17 protein-coding genes are annotated in these 20589 nt (G+C 68.2%); 7 read left to right on the top strand and 10 right to left on the bottom strand.

Features of this window, described 5'->3' with window-relative positions:
* Positions 1 to 151: 151 nt before the first annotated feature.
* On the bottom strand, positions 152 to 1534 hold the full coding sequence (locus tag LQ772_RS13185) for an L-serine ammonia-lyase (RefSeq protein ID WP_231321365.1): 1383 nt from the start codon (positions 1532 to 1534) through the stop codon (positions 152 to 154).
* 76 nt (positions 1535 to 1610) lie between these two features.
* Here LQ772_RS13185 and LQ772_RS13180 point away from each other — a divergent pair, with 76 nt between their 5' ends.
* The gene (locus LQ772_RS13180) at positions 1611 to 1841 is read left to right on the top strand and encodes a glutaredoxin family protein (protein WP_231321363.1); all 231 of its coding nucleotides are present in this window, start codon (positions 1611 to 1613) and stop codon (positions 1839 to 1841) included.
* Positions 1842 to 1882: 41 nt separating this feature from the next.
* Here LQ772_RS13180 and LQ772_RS13175 read toward each other — a convergent pair whose 3' ends face one another.
* The 3 genes from LQ772_RS13175 to LQ772_RS13165 are packed head-to-tail and all read right to left on the bottom strand — an operon-like array spanning position 1883 to position 3628.
* Entirely contained in the window at positions 1883 to 2449 is a 567-nt protein-coding gene (locus LQ772_RS13175) for a YceI family protein (protein ID WP_231321361.1), read from the bottom strand.
* A complete protein-coding gene (locus tag LQ772_RS13170) occupies positions 2446 to 3018 on the bottom strand; it encodes a cytochrome b (RefSeq protein WP_231321359.1) in 573 nt (190 codons plus the stop codon). Before LQ772_RS13170 ends, LQ772_RS13175 begins: the two co-directional genes overlap by 4 nt.
* Positions 3005 to 3628 carry a YceI family protein gene (locus tag LQ772_RS13165; RefSeq protein WP_231321357.1) on the bottom strand — a complete coding sequence of 208 codons (624 nt, stop codon included), beginning with the start codon at positions 3626 to 3628 and terminating at the stop codon, positions 3005 to 3007. Before LQ772_RS13165 ends, LQ772_RS13170 begins: the two co-directional genes overlap by 14 nt.
* A gap of 108 nt (positions 3629 to 3736) precedes the next feature.
* On the opposite strand from LQ772_RS13165, the gene ku reads away from it, so the two are divergent.
* Together ku and ligD are read left to right on the top strand one after the other, a co-directional pair.
* Positions 3737 to 4693: a non-homologous end joining protein Ku gene (gene ku, locus LQ772_RS13160; RefSeq protein ID WP_231321355.1), complete on the top strand. Its 957-nt coding sequence runs from the start codon at positions 3737 to 3739 to the stop codon at positions 4691 to 4693.
* Positions 4694 to 4741: 48 nt separating this feature from the next.
* Complete coding sequence (ligD, locus tag LQ772_RS13155; protein WP_231321354.1) at positions 4742 to 5668, top strand: non-homologous end-joining DNA ligase; 927 nt, start codon at positions 4742 to 4744, stop codon at positions 5666 to 5668.
* Positions 5669 to 5805: 137 nt separating this feature from the next.
* Here the strand turns inward: ligD and LQ772_RS13150 are convergent, their stop codons facing one another.
* The 5 genes from LQ772_RS13150 to LQ772_RS13130 are packed head-to-tail and all read right to left on the bottom strand — an operon-like array spanning position 5806 to position 12335.
* Positions 5806 to 7755, bottom strand: coding sequence for a M1 family metallopeptidase (locus LQ772_RS13150; RefSeq protein WP_425600793.1), 1950 nt, complete (start codon positions 7753 to 7755; stop codon positions 5806 to 5808).
* A 14-nt stretch (positions 7756 to 7769) separates the two neighbouring features.
* Entirely contained in the window at positions 7770 to 8981 is a 1212-nt protein-coding gene (locus LQ772_RS13145; RefSeq protein WP_231321352.1) for an AGE family epimerase/isomerase, read from the bottom strand.
* A complete protein-coding gene (locus LQ772_RS13140; RefSeq protein ID WP_231321350.1) occupies positions 8978 to 9946 on the bottom strand; it encodes a carbohydrate kinase family protein in 969 nt (322 codons plus the stop codon). The genes LQ772_RS13145 and LQ772_RS13140 overlap by 4 nt, the downstream gene beginning before the upstream one ends.
* The gene (locus tag LQ772_RS13135) at positions 9943 to 11265 is read right to left on the bottom strand and encodes a sugar MFS transporter (RefSeq protein ID WP_425600792.1); all 1323 of its coding nucleotides are present in this window, start codon (positions 11263 to 11265) and stop codon (positions 9943 to 9945) included. The genes LQ772_RS13140 and LQ772_RS13135 overlap by 4 nt, the downstream gene beginning before the upstream one ends.
* Before the next feature lie 20 nt (positions 11266 to 11285).
* The gene (locus LQ772_RS13130) at positions 11286 to 12335 is read right to left on the bottom strand and encodes a LacI family DNA-binding transcriptional regulator (RefSeq protein ID WP_231321349.1); all 1050 of its coding nucleotides are present in this window, start codon (positions 12333 to 12335) and stop codon (positions 11286 to 11288) included.
* A gap of 142 nt (positions 12336 to 12477) precedes the next feature.
* Between LQ772_RS13130 and LQ772_RS13125 the strand changes: the two genes are divergently transcribed.
* The 4 genes from LQ772_RS13125 to LQ772_RS13110 all read left to right on the top strand — a co-directional run bounded on the left by LQ772_RS13125 (position 12478) and on the right by LQ772_RS13110 (position 18914).
* A complete protein-coding gene (locus LQ772_RS13125) occupies positions 12478 to 14745 on the top strand; it encodes a GH92 family glycosyl hydrolase (protein WP_231321348.1) in 2268 nt (755 codons plus the stop codon).
* A gap of 332 nt (positions 14746 to 15077) precedes the next feature.
* A complete protein-coding gene (locus LQ772_RS13120) occupies positions 15078 to 16850 on the top strand; it encodes an ATP-binding protein (RefSeq protein ID WP_425600847.1) in 1773 nt (590 codons plus the stop codon).
* A complete protein-coding gene (locus LQ772_RS13115; protein WP_231321346.1) occupies positions 16847 to 17293 on the top strand; it encodes a response regulator in 447 nt (148 codons plus the stop codon). Before LQ772_RS13120 ends, LQ772_RS13115 begins: the two co-directional genes overlap by 4 nt.
* A gap of 46 nt (positions 17294 to 17339) precedes the next feature.
* Positions 17340 to 18914: a hybrid sensor histidine kinase/response regulator gene (locus LQ772_RS13110; RefSeq protein ID WP_231321345.1), complete on the top strand. Its 1575-nt coding sequence runs from the start codon at positions 17340 to 17342 to the stop codon at positions 18912 to 18914.
* Positions 18915 to 19046: 132 nt separating this feature from the next.
* On the opposite strand, the gene LQ772_RS13105 is transcribed toward LQ772_RS13110, so the two are convergent.
* On the bottom strand, positions 19047 to 20474 hold the full coding sequence (locus tag LQ772_RS13105; RefSeq protein WP_231321344.1) for a sigma-54-dependent transcriptional regulator: 1428 nt from the start codon (positions 20472 to 20474) through the stop codon (positions 19047 to 19049).
* Positions 20475 to 20589 lie beyond the last annotated feature (115 nt).

Genomic DNA, 20589 nt, shown 5'->3' with positions numbered 1-20589 from the left:
TGGAAGCGGAATCCCAGGCAGGCCGGGCCGTGACGTCCCCAATGTCCAACTGACCTTGCGGCACCCGAACCCGCCTACCGGCGCGATCATCGTGCCGGGACGGCGCTGAAGGCGCAGGCCGGTCGGGGCTCCCGAGGGGGAAGCCGGGCGTTCAACACTCGATGACGTTGACCGCGAGACCGCCGCGGCTGGTTTCCTTGTACTTGTCCTTCATGTCGCGCCCGGTGTCGCGCATGGTCTTGATGACCTTGTCCAAGCTCACGCGGTGCTTGCCGTCGCTCTTGAGCGCCATGCGGCTGGCGTTGATGGCCTTGACCGAGCCCATGGCGTTGCGCTCGATGCAGGGGATCTGCACCAGGCCGCCGATGGGGTCGCAGGTGAGGCCGAGGTTGTGTTCCATGCCGATCTCGGCGGCGTTCTCGACCTGCCAGACGCTGCCGCCCAGCGCGGCGGTGAGGCCGCCGGCAGCCATCGAACAGGCAACACCGACCTCGCCCTGGCAGCCGACTTCGGCGCCGGAGATCGAGGCGTTTTCCTTGTAGAGGATGCCGATCGCGGCGGCGGTCAGCAGGTAGTCGACGATGCCGTTCTCGTCCGCCTTGGGGCAGAAGCGCAGGTAATAGTGGCCGACCGCGGGCACGATGCCGGCGGCGCCGTTTGTCGGCGCGGTGACCACGCGGCCGCCGGCGGCATTTTCCTCGTTGACGGCCAGCGCGTAGAGGTTGACCCAGTCCAGGATGGTGAGCGGATCCTTGAGCGCCGCTTCGGGCTGGTTGCGCAGTTCCTCGGCCATCGCCGGCGCGCGGCGCGCGACGTGCAGGCCACCGGGCAGGGTGCCGGGGGAACGCAGGCCGCGCGAGACGCAGTCGGCCATGGCCTTCCAGATGGTGAGCAGGCCGGCGCGGGTTTCCGCTTCCGGGCGCCACACGCTTTCATTGGCCATCATCAGCTGGGCGATGGTCAGGCCGTGGCGCTCGCAGGCCGCGAGCAGTTCGTCGCCGCTGGAGAACGGGTAGGGCTGCACGGTGGTGTCGGCGACGATGCGGTCTTCGGCCGCCTCGTCCTGGTTGACCACGAAGCCGCCGCCCACCGAGTAGTAGTCGCGCGTGGCCAGCTCGTGGCCTTCAGCGTCGTAGGCGGTGAAGCGCATGCCATTGGTGTGGAAGGGCAGCTTCTGGCGCTTGTTGAAGACGAGGTCCGCCTTCTCGTCGAAGACGATGTCGTGCTTGCCGAGCACGCGCAGCCGGCCGCTGGCGCGGATGCGTGCCAGGATGTCGGGAATCAGGTCCGCATCGATGGTGTCCGGATGGTGGCCTTCGAAGCCAAGCAGCACCGCCTTGTCGGTGCCGTGGCCGCGACCGGTCATCGCCAGCGAACCGTAGAGCTCGGCGCGCACGCGGGCTACGCGGTCGAGCACGCCCTTCTCCTCCAGCCAGCGCTCGCCGAAGCGGGCGGCCGCACGCATCGGCCCGACCGTATGCGAAGACGACGGCCCGATGCCGATCTTGAAGATGTCGAAAACGCTGACGGCCATGGATGCGCTGCGGTGAACGGGGAGAACCCGTTATTCTACGCGCCCCCTTCACGTTTGGCAGTCCATTCGCCGCCGCATGGCCGACCTCGTTCTCTACCAGCGCGACTACTGCCACCTGTGCGACCAGGCGCTCGCCGTGCTCGCCGAGGCGCGGGCGCCGGAGTTCGACAGCGTGTGGGTGGATGACGACGAGGCGCTGGAGGCGCGCTACGGCACGCGGGTACCGGTGCTGCGCGATGCGCGGGACGGGCGGGAGCTGGATTGGCCGTTCGACGCGGCAGCTGTGCGAGCGCTCGTGGGCGGCTAGCGACGCCGTGCCTCCTCGCTTTCAGGGCGGGGCGGCGGGCTCTATTTCGGGGCGAGCACCAGGTGCGCGTTGACTGTCACGTCGTCGCCGATCACCGATGTATCGGCATATTCGCCCCCGCCCACGCCATAAGCCAGCCGCTTGAGCGTTCCGCTGACGTCCATCAGCGTGGTGCCGCCCGGCTGCGGGGTGAAGGTCACGGTAAGGCTGAGCGGATGGACCTCGCCGCGCAAGTCGAGCTGGCCGCGGGCGATCACGTGCGTGCCGGCCCGGACGAACTCGGTCGCCACGTAATGCGCCTGCGGGTAACGGGTCGCGTTGAAGAAATCCGCGCCGGGAAGCGCGCCGTCGCGATCCGGATCGCCGGTGCTGGCGCTGGTGGTGTCCACCGTGACGTCGAACTTCGAGCCGGCCAGATGCGCCGGATCGAACCGGATCGCGGCATGCCACTGCGCGAAGCTGCCCTGGAACGGCGCGCCCTGGAAGGTTGCGGTGAAGCCGAGCGTGCTCTGGTCCTGCAGCACGCGGTAATCGGTCGCCGAGGCGGCCACGGGCAGGGCCAGACAGATCAGCAGCGCAGCCAGGCGCCGCAGGGCAGGTCGGGTCATGCGGAATCTCCTTTGGCGCCTTGGCGGAGGCGGGCGAACGGCCACATGCGGCGCAACACGTCGTCGTTGTCGAGCACATGGTGCTTGAGCGCCGCGCCGACGTGGGCGAGCAGCACCAGCAGCAGGATCCAGAACAGGTATTCGTGCACTTCGTGCGACAACCGGCGCAGATCGGGGTTCTTGGCCGCGATCGCGGGCAGGTTGAACAGCTTGAAGAACTGCAGCGGATAGCCGCGCACCGAGTTGAACCACCAGCCCGAAAGCGGCAGCGCGACCACCAGCAGGTATAGCGCCGCGTGTACCACCCTTGCGGCCCAGAGCTGCCAGCGTGGCGCCGGCAGCTCGCGCGGCGGGCGGTTGAATGCCCGCCAAAGCAGGCGCAGCACGAACAGCGCCAGCACGGTCAGGCCGATCGACTTGTGCAAGGCCATCCAGTTGACCTTCTGCATTGGCGAACTGGCCAGGTCCATCAGCAGGCCGAACACCCCGTTGCCCAGGATCAGCAACGCAATGGTCCAGTGGAAAAACTTGGCGACGGCGCCCCAACGCCACTCGTCATTGCGAAGCATCTGCGCTCTCCGGGCGGCGGGTGCGGTCCTCGCGGATGGCCTCGATTTCAAGCCATACGGATATGTTCCGGCCAATCGAGCCGGTGCTGGTGGTCAGGCCGAAGCGGGTGCGGTCGAGCATGGCGGTGGCGGAAAAACCGGCGACGGTGTGCATGCCGAAGATGGTGCGCGCCTGGCGGTTGAACGTAAACGGAATGTCCAGCGGACGGGTGACGCCGCGCAAGGTGAGCTCGCCGTGCAGCACGCCGTGGCTGTCGTCGGTGCGTTCGACCCCGGTGCTGGCGAAATGCGCGTAGCGTGCCTTGGCCACGTCGAGGAAACGCGGTTCGAGCACCGCCTGGTTCCAGTCGGGGTCGCCCATGTCGAGACTGGCCAGGTCGATGTCCAGCTCAGTCGCGGCCCGGCTCCAGTCGTCCGGGTCGAAACGGAGCCAGCCGCGGGCGATGTGAAGCCGGCCGAACGGGCGCGAGTAGCCGTCGTGGCTCACGCTGAAGAGGACCTGGCTGTGCACCGTGTCGTAGCGGTACCGGTGCTCCGATGCGCCGGCTGCCAGCGGCAACAGCAGCGCGGCACAGGCAAGCAGGCGGGCGGTGGCGGGCAGGGCGCTCATCAGGCCAAGTCTGGACGATCGTTGGCGTGGGTGCCAGCGGGAAGCCTTGGCGTTTCATGCACGCCCCGCGTGTCAAACCTCCAGACCCGCCACTCATGGAGGTCGGCCATGGCTCGCCCCATCTGGACCGGCACGCTGTCGTTCGGGTTGCTGAATGTCCCGATCCGCCTGATGACCGCCGAGCGCAAGGTCGACCTGCATTTCCGCATGCTGGACCAGCGCAACAACCAGCCGGTGCGTTACGAGCGCGTCAACGCCGAATCGGGCGAAGAGGTGCCTTGGAAAGACATCGTCAAGGCCTACGAATATTCCAAGGGCAACTACGTGGTGCTGGAGGAATCGGACATCCGCAGTGCCGCCGCCGAAGCGCACGAGACGGTGGAGATCGATACCTTCATCGACGCCGGCCAGCTCACGCCCGCGTACTTCGAGAAGCCCTATTTCCTGGTACCCGGGAAGAAGGCCGAGAAGGGCTACGTGCTGTTGCGCGAGACGCTCAAGCGCACCGGCAAGATCGGCATCGCGCGGGTGGTGATCCGTACGCGCGAATACCTGTGCGCGGTGATGCCGCAGGACGAGGCCCTGATGCTGGTCCTGTTGCGCTTCCCCCAGGAATTGGTCGATGCCGACGAATACGCGCTGCCGGACAAGGCGGCTTCGGAATACCGCATCAGCGACCGCGAGCTGGACATGGCGGGCGAGCTGATCGAGTCCATGTCGGGCAAGTTCGAGCCGGAAAAATACAAGGACGAGTTCCGCGAGCGTTTGACCGCGGTGATCGAGCAGCGGCTCAAGAGCAAGGGCGTCACCACCACGCTGGAGGAAGAGGAGCCCGCGCACGCCAATGCCACCACCAACGTGGTCGATTTCATGGCGCTCTTGAAGAAGAGCATCGAGGGCAAGCAGCGCACGCCGGCCAAGGGCAAGGACGAGGAAAAGACGGAGAAGAAGCCCGCGGCGAAGAAGGCAGCCGCGAAAAAGGCCGAGCCGGCGGCCAAGAAGGCGTCGCGCAAGAGCCCGGCAAAAAAGGCCACGTCCACGCGCAAGGGGCGCAAGGCCGGGTGATGCACGTCTTCGGCCACTCCTGTAACAGGGCTCGCGAGTGACGTGAGCATGCGCGAACCCTCCAGCGAAACCGCCGCCAGCCATCGCCCGCGGACGGACAAACCCGTCGACGTTGCCGGCGTCCGGATCACGCACCCCGCGCGCGTGGTCTATCCGGACGACGGCATCACCAAGGGCGAGGTCGCCGCCTATTACGCGGCGGTCGCCGACTGGATCCTGCCCGAACTGGTCAACCGCCCGTTGTCGATGGTGCGCTGTCCCGGCGGCACCGACAGCGCGTGCTTTTTCCAGAAACACCACGCGGCCAAGCTCGGCTCCAGCGTGCGTCCCATCGCGCTGGAGGAAAAGGGCGGCGGCGAGGACGACTACGTCTATATCCGCGACCGCAAGGGCCTGCTGCAGCTGGTGCAGATGAACACGATCGAGTTCCATCCCTGGGGCTCGCGCGTGGACAAGCCTGATTCGCCCGACCGCATCGTGCTGGACCTGGACCCCGCGCCCGGTGTGGCGTGGGAGGCGGTGGTGGAGGGGGCGCGCGGCATCCGCGACCTGCTGGACGGGATGCAGCTGACGAGCTTCGTGCGCACCAGCGGCGGCAAGGGATTGCACGTAGTGGTGCCGTTCCGGCGCGGGCCTGGCTGGCAGGCGGTGAAGGACTTCTGCGAACGAGTGGCCGACGCGATGGTCGAGCGCGCGCCCGATCGCTACATCGCCACGGCCAGCAAGGCGCAGCGGGAAGGCAAGATCTTCATCGACTGGTTGCGCAACGCGCGCGGCGCGACCAGCGTGTGCAGCTGGTCGTTGCGGGCGCGCGTGGGCGCGCCGGTGGCGATGCCGTTGCGGTGGGAGGAATTGGGAAAGGTCGGAGGCGGCGCCGCATTTGGCATGCAGGCGGCGCTCGAACGGGCGCGGAACCTGAAGACCGATCCCTGGGAGGATATGGCCAAGGTGCAGCAGCGGCTACCGAAGGGCTGAGGCCGGGGCTCCCCCGTCCCCCCTACGGGCACATCTCCCGCAAAACGGGGGAAGGGACGGTGTCGAAGCTCCGCCTGAGTGAACCTTCCCCGTTGCACGGGGAAGGCTCCGACAGGCGGATGGTGGACGTTCGCGGGTTACTTCACCTTCAACACGTCGTTGGCGCGATTGGCTTCCGGCAGCGCGTGCGCCGGATCCAGCGCTGCCGACACGACCTTGCGGGATCCAGCCACCCGTACCACGTATTCGCGATGCTGCTGCCAGGTCTCCACGGGCACGCGCACGTCCCTGGTGCTGCCGTCGTCATAGGTCAGCCGCAGCGTAGTGGGCAGGACGAGCCGGTCCAGGTTCGCCACGGTCACCGCGGCGCCGTGCGACCACCCGCCTTCGACCGGCTCGACCTTGCGTACCGCCATGTCGAACGTCCAGTTGTGCTGGTACCAGCCGCGCCAGAACCAGCCCAGGTCCTCGCCCGATTCGCTTTCCATGAAGCGGAAGAAATCCGACGGCGAGGGATGATGGAAGGCCCAGGTGGCGATGTACTTGCGGAAGGCATCGTCGAACCGCTCCGGTCCCAGGATCTGTTCGCGCAGCAGCACCAGGCCGAAGGCGCTCTTGAAGTAGCTGATCGGGTGGCGGTACTTCTCGCTCGTTTCGTCCGCGCCGTTGAGCAGGGCGGGCGCCTCGGGATCGGCAATCACCTGGGCGATCTCGTCGGCGGGATTGCCCTTGTGCGGCGCGTACTCGCCGTCGCGCTTGGGCGCGAACTCGCCGTGGTTGAAAGCTTCGTCCTCGTAGATGTCGACGAAGGTGTTGAAACCCTCGTCCATCCAGGCATGGCGGCGCTCGTTGGAGCCGACGATCATCGGGAACCAGGTGTGGCCGATCTCGTGCGCGATCAGGCCGTGCAGGCCGCCGCCCTTGGCGCGCTTGTGGTCGAAGGTGATGCCCGGGTACTCCATGCCGCCGGCGGTGCCGGCTTCATTGATCGCCACCGGCCACGGATAGGCGAACCATTCCTTGGAGAAGTACTCGACCGAGGCCTTGAGAAATTCCGTGGCGCGGCTCCATTCGCTCTCGACCGGGTAGACCGACATCGCCAGCGCGGTCTTGCCGTGCGGCAGGTTGATGCGCGCGGCGTCCCACACGTACGCCTTGGATGCGCCGAACGCCACGTCGCGCGTGTCGTGCATGCGGAAGTGCCAGGTCAGCGTGCCGCCCTGCTTCGGACGGCTGGATGGCTGGGTGACCTCGGCGGGAGTGCGGATCATCACCGTCTTGTCGCTGTGACGGGCTTCGTCCAGGCGCTTGATCTGGGTCTGGGTGAGTACCTCCTGCGGGTTCACCAGTTCGCCGGAACCGGCCACGATCATGTCCGCGGGCACGGTGACCTTGTAATCGAAGTCGCCGTATTCCAGGTAGAACTCGCTGTTGAGGTAAGGCGCGGTGTCCCACCCGCGCAGGTCGTCGTAGACGCACAGGCGCGGGTACCACTGGGCGATCTCGAAGATGTCGCCGTTCTTGCTGGCATTGACGTCCATGCGGCCGCCGAACTCGCCCGGCACGGTGAAGCTCCAGGCGATGTGCACGCGCACGCTGCCGCCCTTGGGCCTGATCGCTTCGGGCAGGCGCAGCTGCATGCGGGTATCGGAAACGACCCACTGCACCGGTTGCAGGCGGCCGCTGCCGTCTTCCACCTCCACCGAGGCGATCTTGTAGCCGTCGGTGAACTCGGTCGGGAACTCGCTGGTGAAAGCGCCGCGTGCTTCGGGCTTGTAGCGGTTCTGGTCCAGTTGCAGCCAGAGCACGTCCAGCGCGCTCTGGCTGTGGTTGGTATAGGTAATGGTTTCGCGGCCGGTCAGCAGGCGGCTGGCGGGGTCCAGCGTCGCCTCGATGGTGTAGTCGGCGCGGTTCTGCCAGAACAGCGGGCCGGGCTTGCCGTCGGCCGAGCGATAGGCGTTGACCGGATCGGGGTAGGCGAACGGCGCGAACGTCTGGAGCGGATCGTAGCGCGGGGCGTCGGCCGCCGCGGCGAGGGTGGTAGCCAGTGCCAGCGCGCCGGCCATGCAGACTGCGAGTGCCTTCATCGAAAATCCCCTGTTCATGGTTGGCTGCCGGCGCGGATCAGCGCGAGCACTTCGTGGCAGGCGCCCATGGTGTGGTAGTCGACCTTGCCGGCCGGGCTCTTCTCGTCGTCGTACTTGCGGTTGTCGTGGGTGAGGATGCGGTACCACGCGCCGTGCTCGTGGTCGACGAAATGCTGCCACGCGTACGTCCACAGACGCTCGTACCACTGGTCATACACCGCCTCGCCGGTGCGGGCGTGCAGCAGCGCCGCGGCGGCCAGCGATTCGGCCTGCACCCAGAAGTACTTGTCCGGGTCGCAGATGCTGCCGTCGGGTGCGAAGCCGTAATGGATGCCGCCGTGCTTCGGATCCCACGCGCGCATCAGCGCGGTGTCGAACAGGTGGCGCGCGGTCGGCAGCAGCCAGCGCTCCTCGCGGCCGCGCTCGGCCAGGTGCGACTCGAGGATCACCAGCAGCTTGGCCCACTCGGTCTGGTGGCCGGGCTGGAAGCCCCACGGGCGGAACAGGTGGCGCGGGTTGTCGCGGTTGTAGTCCCAGTCGATGTTCCAGTCCGTGTCGTAGTGCTCCCATACAAGACCGCCGGCCTTGGCCGCCTGGCGGCGGGTCATGTGATCGGCCAGCAGCAGCGCGCGGTCGAGGTAGCGCACGTCGTTGCTGGCCTGATAGGCGGCCAGCATCGCCTCGCACATGTGCATGTTGGCGTTCTGGCCGCGGTAGGAGGAGAAGTGCCAGTTCGCGTCGGCCTCGTCGCGGTAGAGGCCGGCCTCGGCGTCCCAATAGCGCTTTTCCAGCAGCGCCCAGGTTTCGTCCATCCAGAGCTCCGCCTCGACCAGCCCCGCGCGCAGCGCGCTGGCGCAGGCCAGCAGCACGAAGGCGACGCCGTAGGCGTGGTTGGTCCGGTCCTCGGGCTCGCCGTCGCGGATGGTCCAGGCGTAGCCGCCGGTGACGGGGTCGCGGTGCACGTCGCGCAGGTAGCGCAGGCCATGGCGCGCGGCTTCGAGGTAATCGGTGTCCTCGAATTCGATCGCGGCCAGCGCGTAGTTGAAAACGAAGCGCGTGCTGCTGACCAGGTGGCGATGGCGGCGGTCGTAGATCGTGCCGTCGTCCTTGAAGTAGTGGAAGAAGCCGCCGGCCGGATCGATCGCACGCGGGTGGTAGAACGCCATGGTCCGGGCGATGTGCTCGCGCAGGAAGCTCTCGCTGCGGAAGTCGGGCAGGGTGGTCATCGGTGTGACTCCAGGAAGGCGTCGACTTCCGCCGCGCTCGGCATCGCGGTGAACGAGCCCTGGCGGGTGACGGTGAGCGCGCCGCAGGCGGCGGCGAAGGCGAGCATCGCGTGCAGGGCAGGCTCGTCACGCAACAACGCATCGAAGGCGTCCGCGTTCCCGAGCGTGGCGAGCTTGTACAGCAGGCCGCCGACGAAAGCATCGCCCGCGGCGGTGGTGTCGACCGCCTCGACCTGCGGGCAGGGCAACTCGCCGGTCGCGTCTCGGCGGAACCAGCGCAGCGGCCGCGGGCCGTCGGTGACCACCAGCAGGCGCGTGCGACCGCGCCACAGGCGGTTGAGCAGCGCGCCGTCCTCGGCCAGCCAGGCGAACTCCTCGGCGCACAGCTTGACCACGTCCGCCAGGTGCAGCGCAGGCCACACCAGCGGTCGCGGGTTCGACTCCCGCGGCCACAGCGCCGGCCGCAGGTTGAGATCGAAGCTCACCAGCGCGCCGGCGGCCTGCGCGCGGCGCATGCCCTCGCGGGTGGTCTCGGCCAGGTCGGGGTCGGTCATGCTGTTGGAACAGACATGGAACACGGCGAGGTCGTCGAACGCCTCCGCACGGAAATGCCGGGGGCGGAACAGCAGGTCCGCCGAGGGTGGCCGATAGAAGTTGAAGCTGCGCTCGCCGCGCGCATCGAGGCTGACGAAGGCCAGCGCCGTGTTGGCTTCGTCCGTGCGCGCCACGTCGGCCACGCCCACGCCGGCGCGTTGCAGGCTGTCGAGCAGGAAATCGCCGAACGGATCGTGCGCGAGCATGCCGGCGAAGCGCGCCGCGCCGCCCAGTCGCGCCACCGCCACCGCCACGTTGGCCGGAGCGCCGCCGGCAAAGGGCACGAACGCACGCGGGAAGCCGTTCGCGCCGGCAGCTTCGGCGTGGAAATCGATCAGCGCTTCGCCGAAGCAGAGGATCGGACGGCTCATCGACCCTCCAGCGACGCACCGGCGATGCGCGAACCGCGCAGGCCGTAGAACACGATGTAGGCGTAGCACACGACGGGCAGGATGAAGGCGGCCTGCACGCCGATCGCGTCGGCCAGCGCGCCCTGCGCGAACGGAATCACCGCGCCGCCGACGATGGCCATGATCAGCAGGCTCGAAGCCTTCTCGGTCAGGGGTCCGAGCCGCTCGATGCCCAGCGTGAAGATGGTCGGGAACATGATCGAGTTGAACAGGCCGATCGCCACGATGCTCCAGGTGGCGGTCATGCCGGCGGTGCTCATGGTGACCGCCAGCAGCGCGATGTTGATCGCGGCGAACAAGGCCAGCAGCGCGCGCGGCGAGTAGCGGGTCATCAGCCAGGAACCGGCGAAGCGGCCGATCATCGCGCCCAGCCAGTAGTAGGACACGTAGGTCGCGGCGGTGGTCTCGTGCATGTTGCCGATCTGCGGCAGCGACAGGTAGTTGACCATGAAGCTGCCGATGGCCACCTCCGCGCCCACATAGCAGAAGATCGCGATCACGCCGAACAGGACGTGCGGGATGCGCAGCGCATCGAGCAGCGTGTGGTGCCCGCGGTCGGCCTGTTCGGTGGCCTCCTCCAGCGTGGGCAGGCGGAACAGGTACACCAGCACCGCCAGCACGAACAGCGCGATAGCCAGGCCCAGGTAGGGCCCTTGCACGGCCTGCGCTTCCTGCGCCCGGTAGACCAGCTGCTCGGCGGGCGAGAGCTGGGTGACTTCCAGCGAACTCTTCACCGCCACTGACAGGATCAGCAGCCCGCCGAAATGGGGTGCGAGGAAGGTGCCGAAGGAATTGAGCGCCTGCGCCAGCGTGAGCCGGCTGGAGCTGGTGCGCTCGGGCCCGAGCAGCGCCACGTAGGGATTGGCGGCCACCTGCAGCACCGTGATGCCGGTGGCGAGCACGAACAGCGCGCCGAGGAAGGCCGGGTAGGAATGCAGCCCCGCGGCCGGCCAGAAGCCGGCGGCGCCCACGCCGGCGATCGCCAGGCCCGCGACGATGCCGAGCTTGTATCCCAGGTGTGCCACCAGCCGCCCGGCGGGCAGCGACATCAGGAAGTACGCGCCGAAGAAGGTGAACTGCACCAGCATCGCCTGCTTGTAGTTCAGTTCGAACAGCGCCTTCAGGTGCGGAATGAGAATGTCGTTGAGGCAGGTCAGGAAGCCCCACATGAAGAAGATCGTGGTGACCACCGCGAGCGCCGCGGGATAGTGGGTGTAGCGCTCGCGCGAACTGTCGGCGGGAGCGGCGGGCGACCGGTTGGGAGCTTGCATGATGGCCATGGGGACTCCTTAAGTCCTGGTCAGGCGGTGGGCGGGCAACTGCTGGCGCGGATCACCAGGCGTACGGGGGCGACGATGCGCCGCGTTTCGGCTTCGGGGTCGCGCAGGCGTTCGAGCAGCATCTGCGCGGCCTGGCGACCGCGTGCGCGCGGCGCGGCGGCGAGGGTGGTAAGTGAAGGGGTGGCAAGCGCGGCTTCGGCGATGTCGTCGAAGCCGGTGAGGGCGAAGTCGCGTCCCGGCGTGAGCCCGCGTTCGACCAGTCCGTGCATCAGGCCCAGCGCCACTGCGTCGTTGTAGCAGACCGCCGCGGTGGGCGCCGGCCCGGCCGCGAACAGCGCCTCGGCGCAGCGGGCCGCATCCAGGCGCGTGGGCAGGCATTCGACTTCCCAGTGCGAGTCCACCGGCAATTTGGCGGCCTTCATCGCCTCGCGATAGCCGATGCGGCGCTGGCGGCACGACGAGGAGTCCCCGTGGCCGCCGAAAAAGGCGATGCGCCGGTGACCTTGCTCGACCAGATGCGCGGTGGCCTCGCGCGCGCCCTGCTGGTTGTCCAGTGCCAGTGAATCCCAATGCGCGTATTCGGGCTGTTCGCCGGTGAGCTCGCGGTTGAACACCAGCAGCGGCGTGCGCGCGCCGACCGCGGCCAGCACCTGGCTGGCGTCGCTGCCCTCGGCGGGCGAGAGGATGATGCCGCCCGGTCCGTGTTCGATCAGCGAGCCGAGCACCGCCTGCTCGCGCTTGGGCGATTCGCTGGACGAGCCGAGCAGGGTGACCATGCCTGCCTCGCCGACCACGTCGTCCACGCCCGCGGCGAATTCGGCGAAGAACGGGTTGGCCAGTTCGTTGATGACCAGCGCGATCGACGAGGACGTGCGCCGGCGCAGGTTGGCGGCGGCGCGGTTGTAGACGTAGCCCTGCCTGCGCAGTTCCTCTTCGACGCGCGCACGGGTGTCCTTGTTGACCAGCGGGCTGCCACGCAGCACCAGTGAGACGGTCGCGCGCGAGACGCCGCAGCCGGCGGCGATGTCGCTCACGGTGACCTTGCGGCCGAGTGGGGTGTTGCTGTCCATTGGGCACCCGGTGGGATAAGCGGTTTGGAACGATCCAAATCTAGCCGATCATGACACCAGCGGCTTCACGCAGCGCAACATGCGCCGCGCGGCGCGCGCTGTTAGCGTTGGCATTTGGAACGATCCAAACGGAGCCTTTCAGATGGCCCTTCGCCTGTCCCGCCTCGTTTTCGCCCTGGCCCTCTCGCCCGGCGTCGCGCTCGCCGCCACCGGCCATGCGGGCGACGTCGATCCGCGCATCGGCACCGGCGGCGACGGCCACACCTTTCCCGGCGCCACGGTGCCCTTCGGCATGATCCAGCTGTCGCCCGACACGGCGATGCCGGATTTCAAGCACGCCTACAAATGGGCCGCCGGCTACCAGTACGGCGACGGCAGCATCCTGGGCTTCTCGCATACGCACTTCTCCGGTTCCGGGCACTCGGACCTGGGCGACGTGCTGGTGATGCCGATCGCCGGCGAGGTGAAGCTGGAACCGGGCGACCCGGCCAGGCCCGGCAGCGGCTACCGCTCGCGCTTCGACCATGCCACCGAGGTCGAGCAGGCCGGCTATTACGCCGTGACCCTGGCCGACTACGGCATCCGCGCCGAGCTCACCGCAGGGCGCCGCGTGGGTTGGCATCGCTATACCTTCCCCGCGGGCAAGAGCGCGCACCTGCTGCTGGACCTGCGCCCCAGCATCTACGACTACCCGGGCAAGGTGCTGTGGTCGAACGTGCAGGTGGCCGACGACGGCACCGTGACCGGCTGCCGAACCACGCGCGGCTGGGCGCCGGGGCGGGAACTGTGCTTCGCCATGCGCTTCAACCAGCCGGTCACCGCGCGCACGCTGTACGACCGCGAGAACGATGTCGCCTACAAGGGCTTCAAGGGACCGGGCAACCAGCCTGTGGACCACGACGCGCAGAGCGGCCGCGCGCTGGTCGGCGTGTTCGACTTCGGCTCGCTGGTCAAGCCGCTGGAAGTGAAGGTGGCGATCTCGCCGGTCAGCGCCGCCAACGCGGTTGCCAACCTGGACGCGGACGGCAAGGGCTGGGACTTCGATGCCCGCCGCGCGCAGGCGAAGGCCGCCTGGGACAAGGCGCTGGCGGTGGTCGATGTCGACGCACCGGCAACCGTGCGCAAGCAGTTCTACACCGCGCTCTACCACGCGATGCTCTCGCCCACGCTGAGCATGGACGCCAACGGCCAGTACCGCGGCCCCGACCACGCGGTACACCAGGCCAGGGGCTACGACTTCTACTCGACCTGGTCCTTGTGGGACGTCTACCGCGCGCAGCAGCCGCTCATGGTGCTGCTCGCTCCCGAGCGCAGCAGCGACTTCGTCCGCTCCCTCATCGCAGCGCGCGAGGCCAGCCCGTTCGGCATCCTGCCGGTGTGGGCGTACCAGGGCCTGGAGACCTGGTGCATGATCGGTTACCACGCCGTGCCGGTGATCGCCGACGCGTACATCAAGGGCGTGCGCGGCTTCGATGCGGGCAAAGCCTTGGACGCCATGGTCGCAAGCGCCACCTACGCCCCCTATGGCGACCTGGCCGACTACATGAAACTCGGCTACGTGCCGATCGACCGCGAGCCCGAGGGCGCCTCCAAGACGCTCGAATACGCCTACGACGACTGGTCGCTGGCGCAGATGGCCCGGGCGATGGGGCGGGACGATGTCGCCGCCACCTTCGGCAAACGCGCCGGCAACTGGAAGAACGCCTGGGATCCCGGGACCGGCTTCATGCGCGCGCGCCTCGCCGACGGCAAGTTCCGCGAACCGTTCGATCCCACGGCCGCCGGTTACGGCAGCGACTTCACCGAAGGCAACGCCTGGCAGTATTCGTGGTACGTGCCGCAAGACGTGCCGGGACTGATCGGGGCGATGGGCGGCAACGCGAAGTTCGTGGCGAAACTGGACGCGCTGTTCGACGCCAAAGTGGACCCGGCGCACTTCAAGCACGTGGAGGACATCACCGGACTGATCGGCTGGTACGCCCACGGCAACGAACCCAGCCACCACATCGCCTACCTGTACGACTACGCCGGCGCGCCGTGGAAGACGCAGCAGCGGCTCAAGCAGATCATGGACAGCCAGTACGCGGCGCGTCCGGACGGGCTCTCGGGCAACGACGACCTGGGCCAGATGTCGGCCTGGTACGTGTTCACCGCGCTGGGCTTCTATCCGGTGACACCGGCGAGCGACGTGTACGCGATCGGCCGGCCGTTCGTCGAACGGGCCACGCTGCACCTGACCAACGGCAAGGTCTTCACCGTCAGCGCCGCGCCGCTGGACGACGCGCATCCCTACGTCGGCGAGGTCACGTTGAACGGCAAGCCGCTGGGCAAGCCCTTCCTGCGCCACGGGCAGATCCTTGCCGGCGGGGAACTGCATTTCCGCATGCAGGCCGAGCCGGCGCGCCCGTGAGATCGCTTCCGGCCGGGCGCGTGCCCGCAGGCTGTTTCAAGGCCAGTGCGACCCCTCACCGCAACCCTCTCCCCGCAGGGAGAGGGGGCCGCCTGAACCCCCGGTACGGGGGATCGGGCCACGCCATGCCGGCAATTACGCCGGAGTCCGCCATCACCCGGCCCTAACGCGCCGTAGGCTTTCATTACACGTTTACCGGCCGGGGGCGACAGGACGTAAGCTGCGCCTGGTCGACGCGCCGTGAGGAAGCCTCCCGCATGCCCAGCCGCCATCGCGCCCTGCTGCCCGAGCTTCGCCGCGGCCTGCACCGCTGGCGCGTGCCGCGGTGGCGCATGGTCGGGCTGCTGTGCGCGGTGCTGGTGATCGTGCTGCTGCCGTACCTGGCCACGCGCACCAGCCACGAGGACGCGATGGAAGCGGGCCAGCTGGTCACGCACTCCTCCGAGGTCAAGTCGCTCACCTACCGGATCGCCTATGTCACCCGCAGCAGCGAGGCGGCGATATTCCGCCTGCTGGAGGGCGCCAGGGAACCCAGCCTGGTCGACAGGGCGCACCAGGCCGGCAACGACGTGCCCGCGCTGCTCGGCCAGCTGAGCGACATGACGCGCGACAACCCGACCCAGCAGGCCGCGATCGGCGCGCTGGGCAACGTGGTCAACGGCCGCCTGGCGCTGCTCGAACAGGCGCTGGCGCGTATCCAGCACGGCGATCGCGCCGGCGCGGTGGCGGCGCTGCACGATGCCGGCACGTTGTTTCCGATGGACGATCAGATCGATACGGTCGTGCGCAACGAGGGCACCGTGCTGATGGAGCGTCGCGCGCACGCGCGGCGCAGCGCGTTCGAAAGTGCGCTGGTGCTGGGAATCACCTCGATCGCGCAGATCGTGCTGCTGTCGATCATCGTGCTCGTGTCCGAACGCCAGATCGCCCGCCGCATGCGCGCCGAGACGCGCGAGAGCCAGGCGGTGCGCCGCGCGCAGATGATCCTGCAGGCGGTGCGCGAGCCGATCGCCCTGCTCAACGCGCAGCTGTGCACGTTGCTGGTCAACACCGCCTTCAGCGAGTTGTATGGCCTGCCGCAGGAGGACCAGCGCGAGTTGCGCCCGCTGCAGGAGGTGGGCGAGGGCGCCTGGACCGACGGCGCGCTGCTGCAGCGCCTGCGCGACGTGATGCTGCACGATCGCGAGCTGTGGGACTACGAGCTGGTCCAGCGCACCGTCGGCGGGATCGATCGCCACGTCATGGTCAACGCGCGGCGCCTGCAACAGCACGAGGGCGAACCGCCGGTGCTGCTGCTCACTGTCAGCGACGTCACCGCGCGCGCGCTGGTCGAGCAGCAGGTGAAGGAGCTCAACCGCCAGCTCGAAGGCAAGGTGGCGCAGATTTCCGACGTCAACCGCGAGCTGGAGGCCTTCAGCTATTCCGTCTCGCACGACCTGCGCGCGCCGCTGCGCCACATCGCCGGCTTCACCGGCAAGCTCAAGCGGCACCTGGTCGAACACCTGGACGAGACCTCCGCCCATTATCTGGACGTCATCTCCACCTCTGCCACGCGCATGGCGCAGCTGATCGACGACCTGCTGGTGTTCTCGCGCCTGGGGCGCGGCGCGCTCAGGTTGCAGGCCGTGGATACGCAGTCGCTGGTCGACGAGGCGCGTGCACTGGCCGAGTCGGAGGCAGGCGAGCGGCGCATCGAGTGGAGCATCGGCCCGCTGCCGATCGTGATCGGCGACGAGAACATGCTGCGCACCGTGTGGCAGAACCTGATCGGCAACGCGGTCAAGTACACCGGCCGGCGCGAGGTGGCGCAGATCGCCATCAACGTGAACCGTGACCGCGACGGTGAATATGTCTTCACGGTGGCCGACAACGGCGCGGGGTTCAATATGGAATACGCCGGCAAGCTGTTCGGCGTGTTCCAGCGCCTGCACCGCGCCTCCGAGTTTCCCGGCAACGGCATCGGGCTGGCCAACGTGCGCCGCATCGTCGCGCGCCATGGCGGCCGAGTCTGGGCCGAGGCCGAACCGGAACGCGGTGCGAGCTTCCATTTTTCGCTGCCGGCCACCGAACTGGCCGAAGCGCGCACCACGAGGCTTCCGTCATGAACAATCGTCACCTGGGTCCGGTACTGCTGGTCGAGGACAGCATGGCCGATGCCGAGATGGCCATGGACGCGCTGCGCGAAGCCAATCTGGCCAACCCCGTGGTGCACGTGGAAGATGGCGTCGACTGCCTGGACTACCTGCAGTGCCGCGGCCCCTGGCAGGGTCGCGAGGACGTCGACCCGTCGGTGATCCTGCTCGACATCAAGATGCCGCGCATGAACGGGCTGGAGGTCCTGACCCGGCTGCGCGGCGAGGAGCGGTGGCACCTGATCCCGGTGGTGATCCTGTCTTCCTCGCGCGAGGAGAGCGACCTGGCGCGCAGCTGGGACCTGGGCGTGAATGCCTACGTGATCAAGCCGGTGGACGTGGACCAGTTCTTCGAGGCCGTGCGGACGCTGGGCCGCTTCTGGGCCGTGCTCAACCAGTTGCCGGAGCACGAATGACTTCGGGTGCTGGACGACGGAACGAAACAGGAGCGCAATAGACTGCATGCCCAACGCCACCACACGCCCGCTGCCCACCATCCGCATCCTGCAGGTCGAGGACGACCCGATCGATGCCGAGTTGATCCAGGCCGAACTGGACGCCGATGGCATCGAGTACCAGGTGCGCCTGGTCGACGACGAGGCTGGCTACACCGCGTGTCTTGAGGAATTCCAGCCCGACATCGTGCTGTCGGACCTGAGCCTGCCCGGCTTCTCCGGCCAGCGCGCGCTGGAGCTGTTGCGCCAGCACGACGAGGACCTGCCTTTCATCTACGTCTCGGCGACGCTGGGCGAGGAGGCGGCGGTCGAAGCGCTGCGCAACGGCGCCACCGACTACATCCTCAAGCAGAATCCCACCCGCCTGGCCAGCGCCGTGCGCCGCGCGCTGGCGGAGGCCGAGGCGTTGCGCGCCAAGCGTCGCGCCGAGGCCGAACTGATCCGCGCGCAACGCTTCGAAAGCTTGGCCATGCTCGCCGGGGGCTTGAGCCACGACCTGCGCAACCTGCTGCAACCGCTGCTGCTGGCTGGCGACAGCCTCCAGGACTACCAGGAGGATCCACGCCTGGCGCGGCTGGGCACACTGGTGCGCGACTGTGGCCGGCGCGGACTGCAGATGGTGCAGTCGATGCTCTCCTTCGCTCGCGGCGCGCGGCGCGCCGAGCAGGTACGCGTGGGCGCGCTGATGGATGCATTGGGTCTGTTGCTGCGCGGTAGCGTGCCGCGCGGGGTGAAGATGGACGTGGAGGTCGACGACCGCGAGCTCACCGTCGAAGGCAACCACACGGAACTGCAGCAGGCGCTGCTCAACCTTTGCCTCAACGCGATCCAGGCCATGGGCGAGTCGGGAGGCAGCCTGCGCATCGAGGCCTGCGAGTGCGAATTGGCCGAGGATTTCTTTCTTTCCGGGGAGCAGCCGCATGCGGGGCGCTACCTGCGCCTGACCGTCGCCGACACCGGCCCGGGCATGCCGCCGGAGGTGCGCGAACACCTCTTCGAGCCGTTCTTCACCACCAAGGAAACCGGCACCGGCCTGGGGCTGCTTTCGTGCCAGCGCATAGTCGCCAGCCACAACGGCGTCATGCGCCTGGACAGCGAAACGGGCAAGGGGACGGCCTTTCACCTGTACATCCCGATCGAGGAACCCAAGGTCGAAGCGGAGGCCCAGGAGGAGCAGGGTGAAAGCCTGATGGGCGAAGCCGAACGCGTGCTGGTGGTGGTGGAGGAAGCCGGCCCGCTGTCGTTGCTGGTGGATGTCCTGGACGGCTACGGATACCAGCCGCACGCCAGCCAGAGCGGCACCGCCGCGCTGCAGTGGATCGAGGCGCACGGCGTGCCCGATCTGGTCGTGATGGACGCGGACATGAACCTGTTCACCGGCGTGCGCACGCTGGCGGCCCTGATCGAGCACGGGTATCGCCGGGCGGTGCTGTTGCTGGCACGGCCGGAGGCGCCGCCGGATCTGGAGGAGTTGCCCCGGCTGGATCGGCTCTACCTGGTGGACAAGCCGATCAACACCCAGCAGTTGCTGCGCACCATGCGCCAGGCGCTGGGCGGGCAGGAGGCGGAGGCGGGCGAATAACTTCCAGCAGCCTCCCCGCAGCGGAGCTGACGGAGAGGTCTGGAGTGGGCTTTGCTCCGTGGAAGGGCACGTTCCTCACGAGCGCCGGCCCTCGCCCCGACCCCTCCCCGAAGGGAAGCGGGAAGCAAGGTGTCAGTCGATGCCGAGCTTTTTCAGCTTGTAACGCAGCGCCCGGAAGGTGATGCCGAGCTTCTTCGCCGCCGCGGTCTTGTTGTAGCGCGACTCTTCCAGCGCCTTGATGATCGCCGTGCGTTCGAGGTTGCTGATGTAGTCGTCCAGCGGTACGCCGCTGCCCAGACCGGCGGCGTGGGGCACGGCCGGCTGCGCGGCGACCGGGGCGCCCGGCTGCGGCGCGTGCATGGCCGCGTGGGCGGCGTTGACCGGCTCCGGCTGGCGCAACGGTCGCTGCGGCAGCATCAGGTCGTCGGCGCCGATGGTGTCACCCTCGCACATCGCCATGGCGCGCTCGAGGATGTTCTCCAGCTCGCGCACGTTGCCCGGGAAGTCGTATTCCTCCAGCGCCTGCTGCGCGTCCGGCTTCAGCCGGCCGGGCGCGCCGCCGCTCTTGGCAGCGAGCGAGCGCAGGATGAAGGCGGCGAGTTGCGGCACGTCGCCCCGGCGCTCGCGAAGAGGCGGCACGCGCAGCTCGATCACGTTGATGCGATAGAACAGGTCCTGGCGGAACTGGGCCTGCTCGACCAGCCGGGCCAGGTCCTTGTGCGTCGCCGAGAGGATGCGCACGTCCACCGGCACCTCCTCGCGGGCACCGATCGGGCGCACCGCCTTCTCCTGGATCGCGCGCAGCAGCTTGACCTGCATGTGCAGCGGCAGCTCGGCCACCTCGTCAAGGAACAGCGTGCCGCCATGGGCGGCCTGGAAAAGGCCTTCCTTGTCGGCGCCGGCGCCGGTGAAGCTGCCCTTCTTGTGGCCGAAGAATTCGCTTTCCATCAACTCGGACGGAATCGCGCCGCAGTTGACCGGCACGAACGGCCCGCTGGCGCGTGGACCCTGCTCGTGGATCAGCCGCGCGACCAGCTCCTTGCCCACGCCCGATTCGCCGGCGATGTACACCGGCGCCTGGTTGCGCGCGAGCTTGGTGATGGTCGCGCGCACCTGCTGCATCGCCGGCGAGTCGCCGACCAGCCGGCCAGCCGCGCCGGTCGCCGTGGCGGCGCCACCGCTCTTGCGTTCCTCCGCCAGCTGCAGCGCGGTGCGCACCAGCCGGCGCAACATCTGGATATCGACCGGCTTGGACACGAAGTCGAAGGCGCCGGCCTTGAGCGCGTTCACGGCCGCATCGACGTTGCCGTAGGCGGTGATCATCGCCACCGGCATGTCCGGATGGGTGGCGGCGATCAGCTCGATCACCTCATGGCCGGTGCCGTCGGGCAGGCGCATGTCGGTAAAGCACAGGTCGTAACTGCGTTCGCCCAGCGCCCGGCGGGCCTCCGCCACGGTTCCCACCGCTTCCACCTGCAGGTCCATGCGGCCAAGCGTGATGGTGAGCAGCTCGCGAATGTCGCGTTCGTCGTCGATGACCAGGACGGTCTGTGCGGACATGGTTCTCTTCGGCAGGCGGTAACAGTGGAAGGGTATAGCAGTTTGGCGGTTCTGTGCTCTGATCCGCGGCAGGAAACGGCGTGATTGCGGGCTTCACGCTTTGCTCCCTCTCCCC

Source organism: Frateuria edaphi (genome assembly GCF_021117405.1).
In the GTDB taxonomy this organism is placed as follows: Bacteria; Pseudomonadota; Gammaproteobacteria; order Xanthomonadales; family Rhodanobacteraceae; genus Frateuria_A; species Frateuria_A edaphi.
Note: the sequence above shows the minus strand (reverse complement) of the source record. Positions and strands in the feature narration are given on the sequence as shown.

Excerpts from the sequence above, each read along its gene's own strand:
- LQ772_RS13185 (WP_231321365.1), bottom strand. The coding sequence starts at position 1,534 with ATGGCCGTCAGCGTTTTCGACATCTTCAAGATCGGCATCGGGCCGTCG.
- LQ772_RS13180 (WP_231321363.1), top strand. The coding sequence starts at position 1,611 with ATGGCCGACCTCGTTCTCTACCAGCGCGACTACTGCCACCTGTGCGAC.
- LQ772_RS13175 (WP_231321361.1), bottom strand. The coding sequence starts at position 2,449 with ATGACCCGACCTGCCCTGCGGCGCCTGGCTGCGCTGCTGATCTGTCTG.
- LQ772_RS13170 (WP_231321359.1), bottom strand. The coding sequence starts at position 3,018 with ATGCTTCGCAATGACGAGTGGCGTTGGGGCGCCGTCGCCAAGTTTTTC.
- LQ772_RS13165 (WP_231321357.1), bottom strand. The coding sequence starts at position 3,628 with ATGAGCGCCCTGCCCGCCACCGCCCGCCTGCTTGCCTGTGCCGCGCTG.
- ku (WP_231321355.1), top strand. The coding sequence starts at position 3,737 with ATGGCTCGCCCCATCTGGACCGGCACGCTGTCGTTCGGGTTGCTGAAT.
- ligD (WP_231321354.1), top strand. The coding sequence starts at position 4,742 with ATGCGCGAACCCTCCAGCGAAACCGCCGCCAGCCATCGCCCGCGGACG.
- LQ772_RS13150 (WP_425600793.1), bottom strand. The coding sequence starts at position 7,755 with ATGAAGGCACTCGCAGTCTGCATGGCCGGCGCGCTGGCACTGGCTACC.
- LQ772_RS13145 (WP_231321352.1), bottom strand. The coding sequence starts at position 8,981 with ATGACCACCCTGCCCGACTTCCGCAGCGAGAGCTTCCTGCGCGAGCAC.
- LQ772_RS13140 (WP_231321350.1), bottom strand. The coding sequence starts at position 9,946 with ATGAGCCGTCCGATCCTCTGCTTCGGCGAAGCGCTGATCGATTTCCAC.
- LQ772_RS13135 (WP_425600792.1), bottom strand. The coding sequence starts at position 11,265 with ATGGCCATCATGCAAGCTCCCAACCGGTCGCCCGCCGCTCCCGCCGAC.
- LQ772_RS13130 (WP_231321349.1), bottom strand. The coding sequence starts at position 12,335 with ATGGACAGCAACACCCCACTCGGCCGCAAGGTCACCGTGAGCGACATC.
- LQ772_RS13125 (WP_231321348.1), top strand. The coding sequence starts at position 12,478 with ATGGCCCTTCGCCTGTCCCGCCTCGTTTTCGCCCTGGCCCTCTCGCCC.
- LQ772_RS13120 (WP_425600847.1), top strand. The coding sequence starts at position 15,078 with ATGGTCGGGCTGCTGTGCGCGGTGCTGGTGATCGTGCTGCTGCCGTAC.
- LQ772_RS13115 (WP_231321346.1), top strand. The coding sequence starts at position 16,847 with ATGAACAATCGTCACCTGGGTCCGGTACTGCTGGTCGAGGACAGCATG.
- LQ772_RS13110 (WP_231321345.1), top strand. The coding sequence starts at position 17,340 with ATGCCCAACGCCACCACACGCCCGCTGCCCACCATCCGCATCCTGCAG.
- LQ772_RS13105 (WP_231321344.1), bottom strand. The coding sequence starts at position 20,474 with ATGTCCGCACAGACCGTCCTGGTCATCGACGACGAACGCGACATTCGC.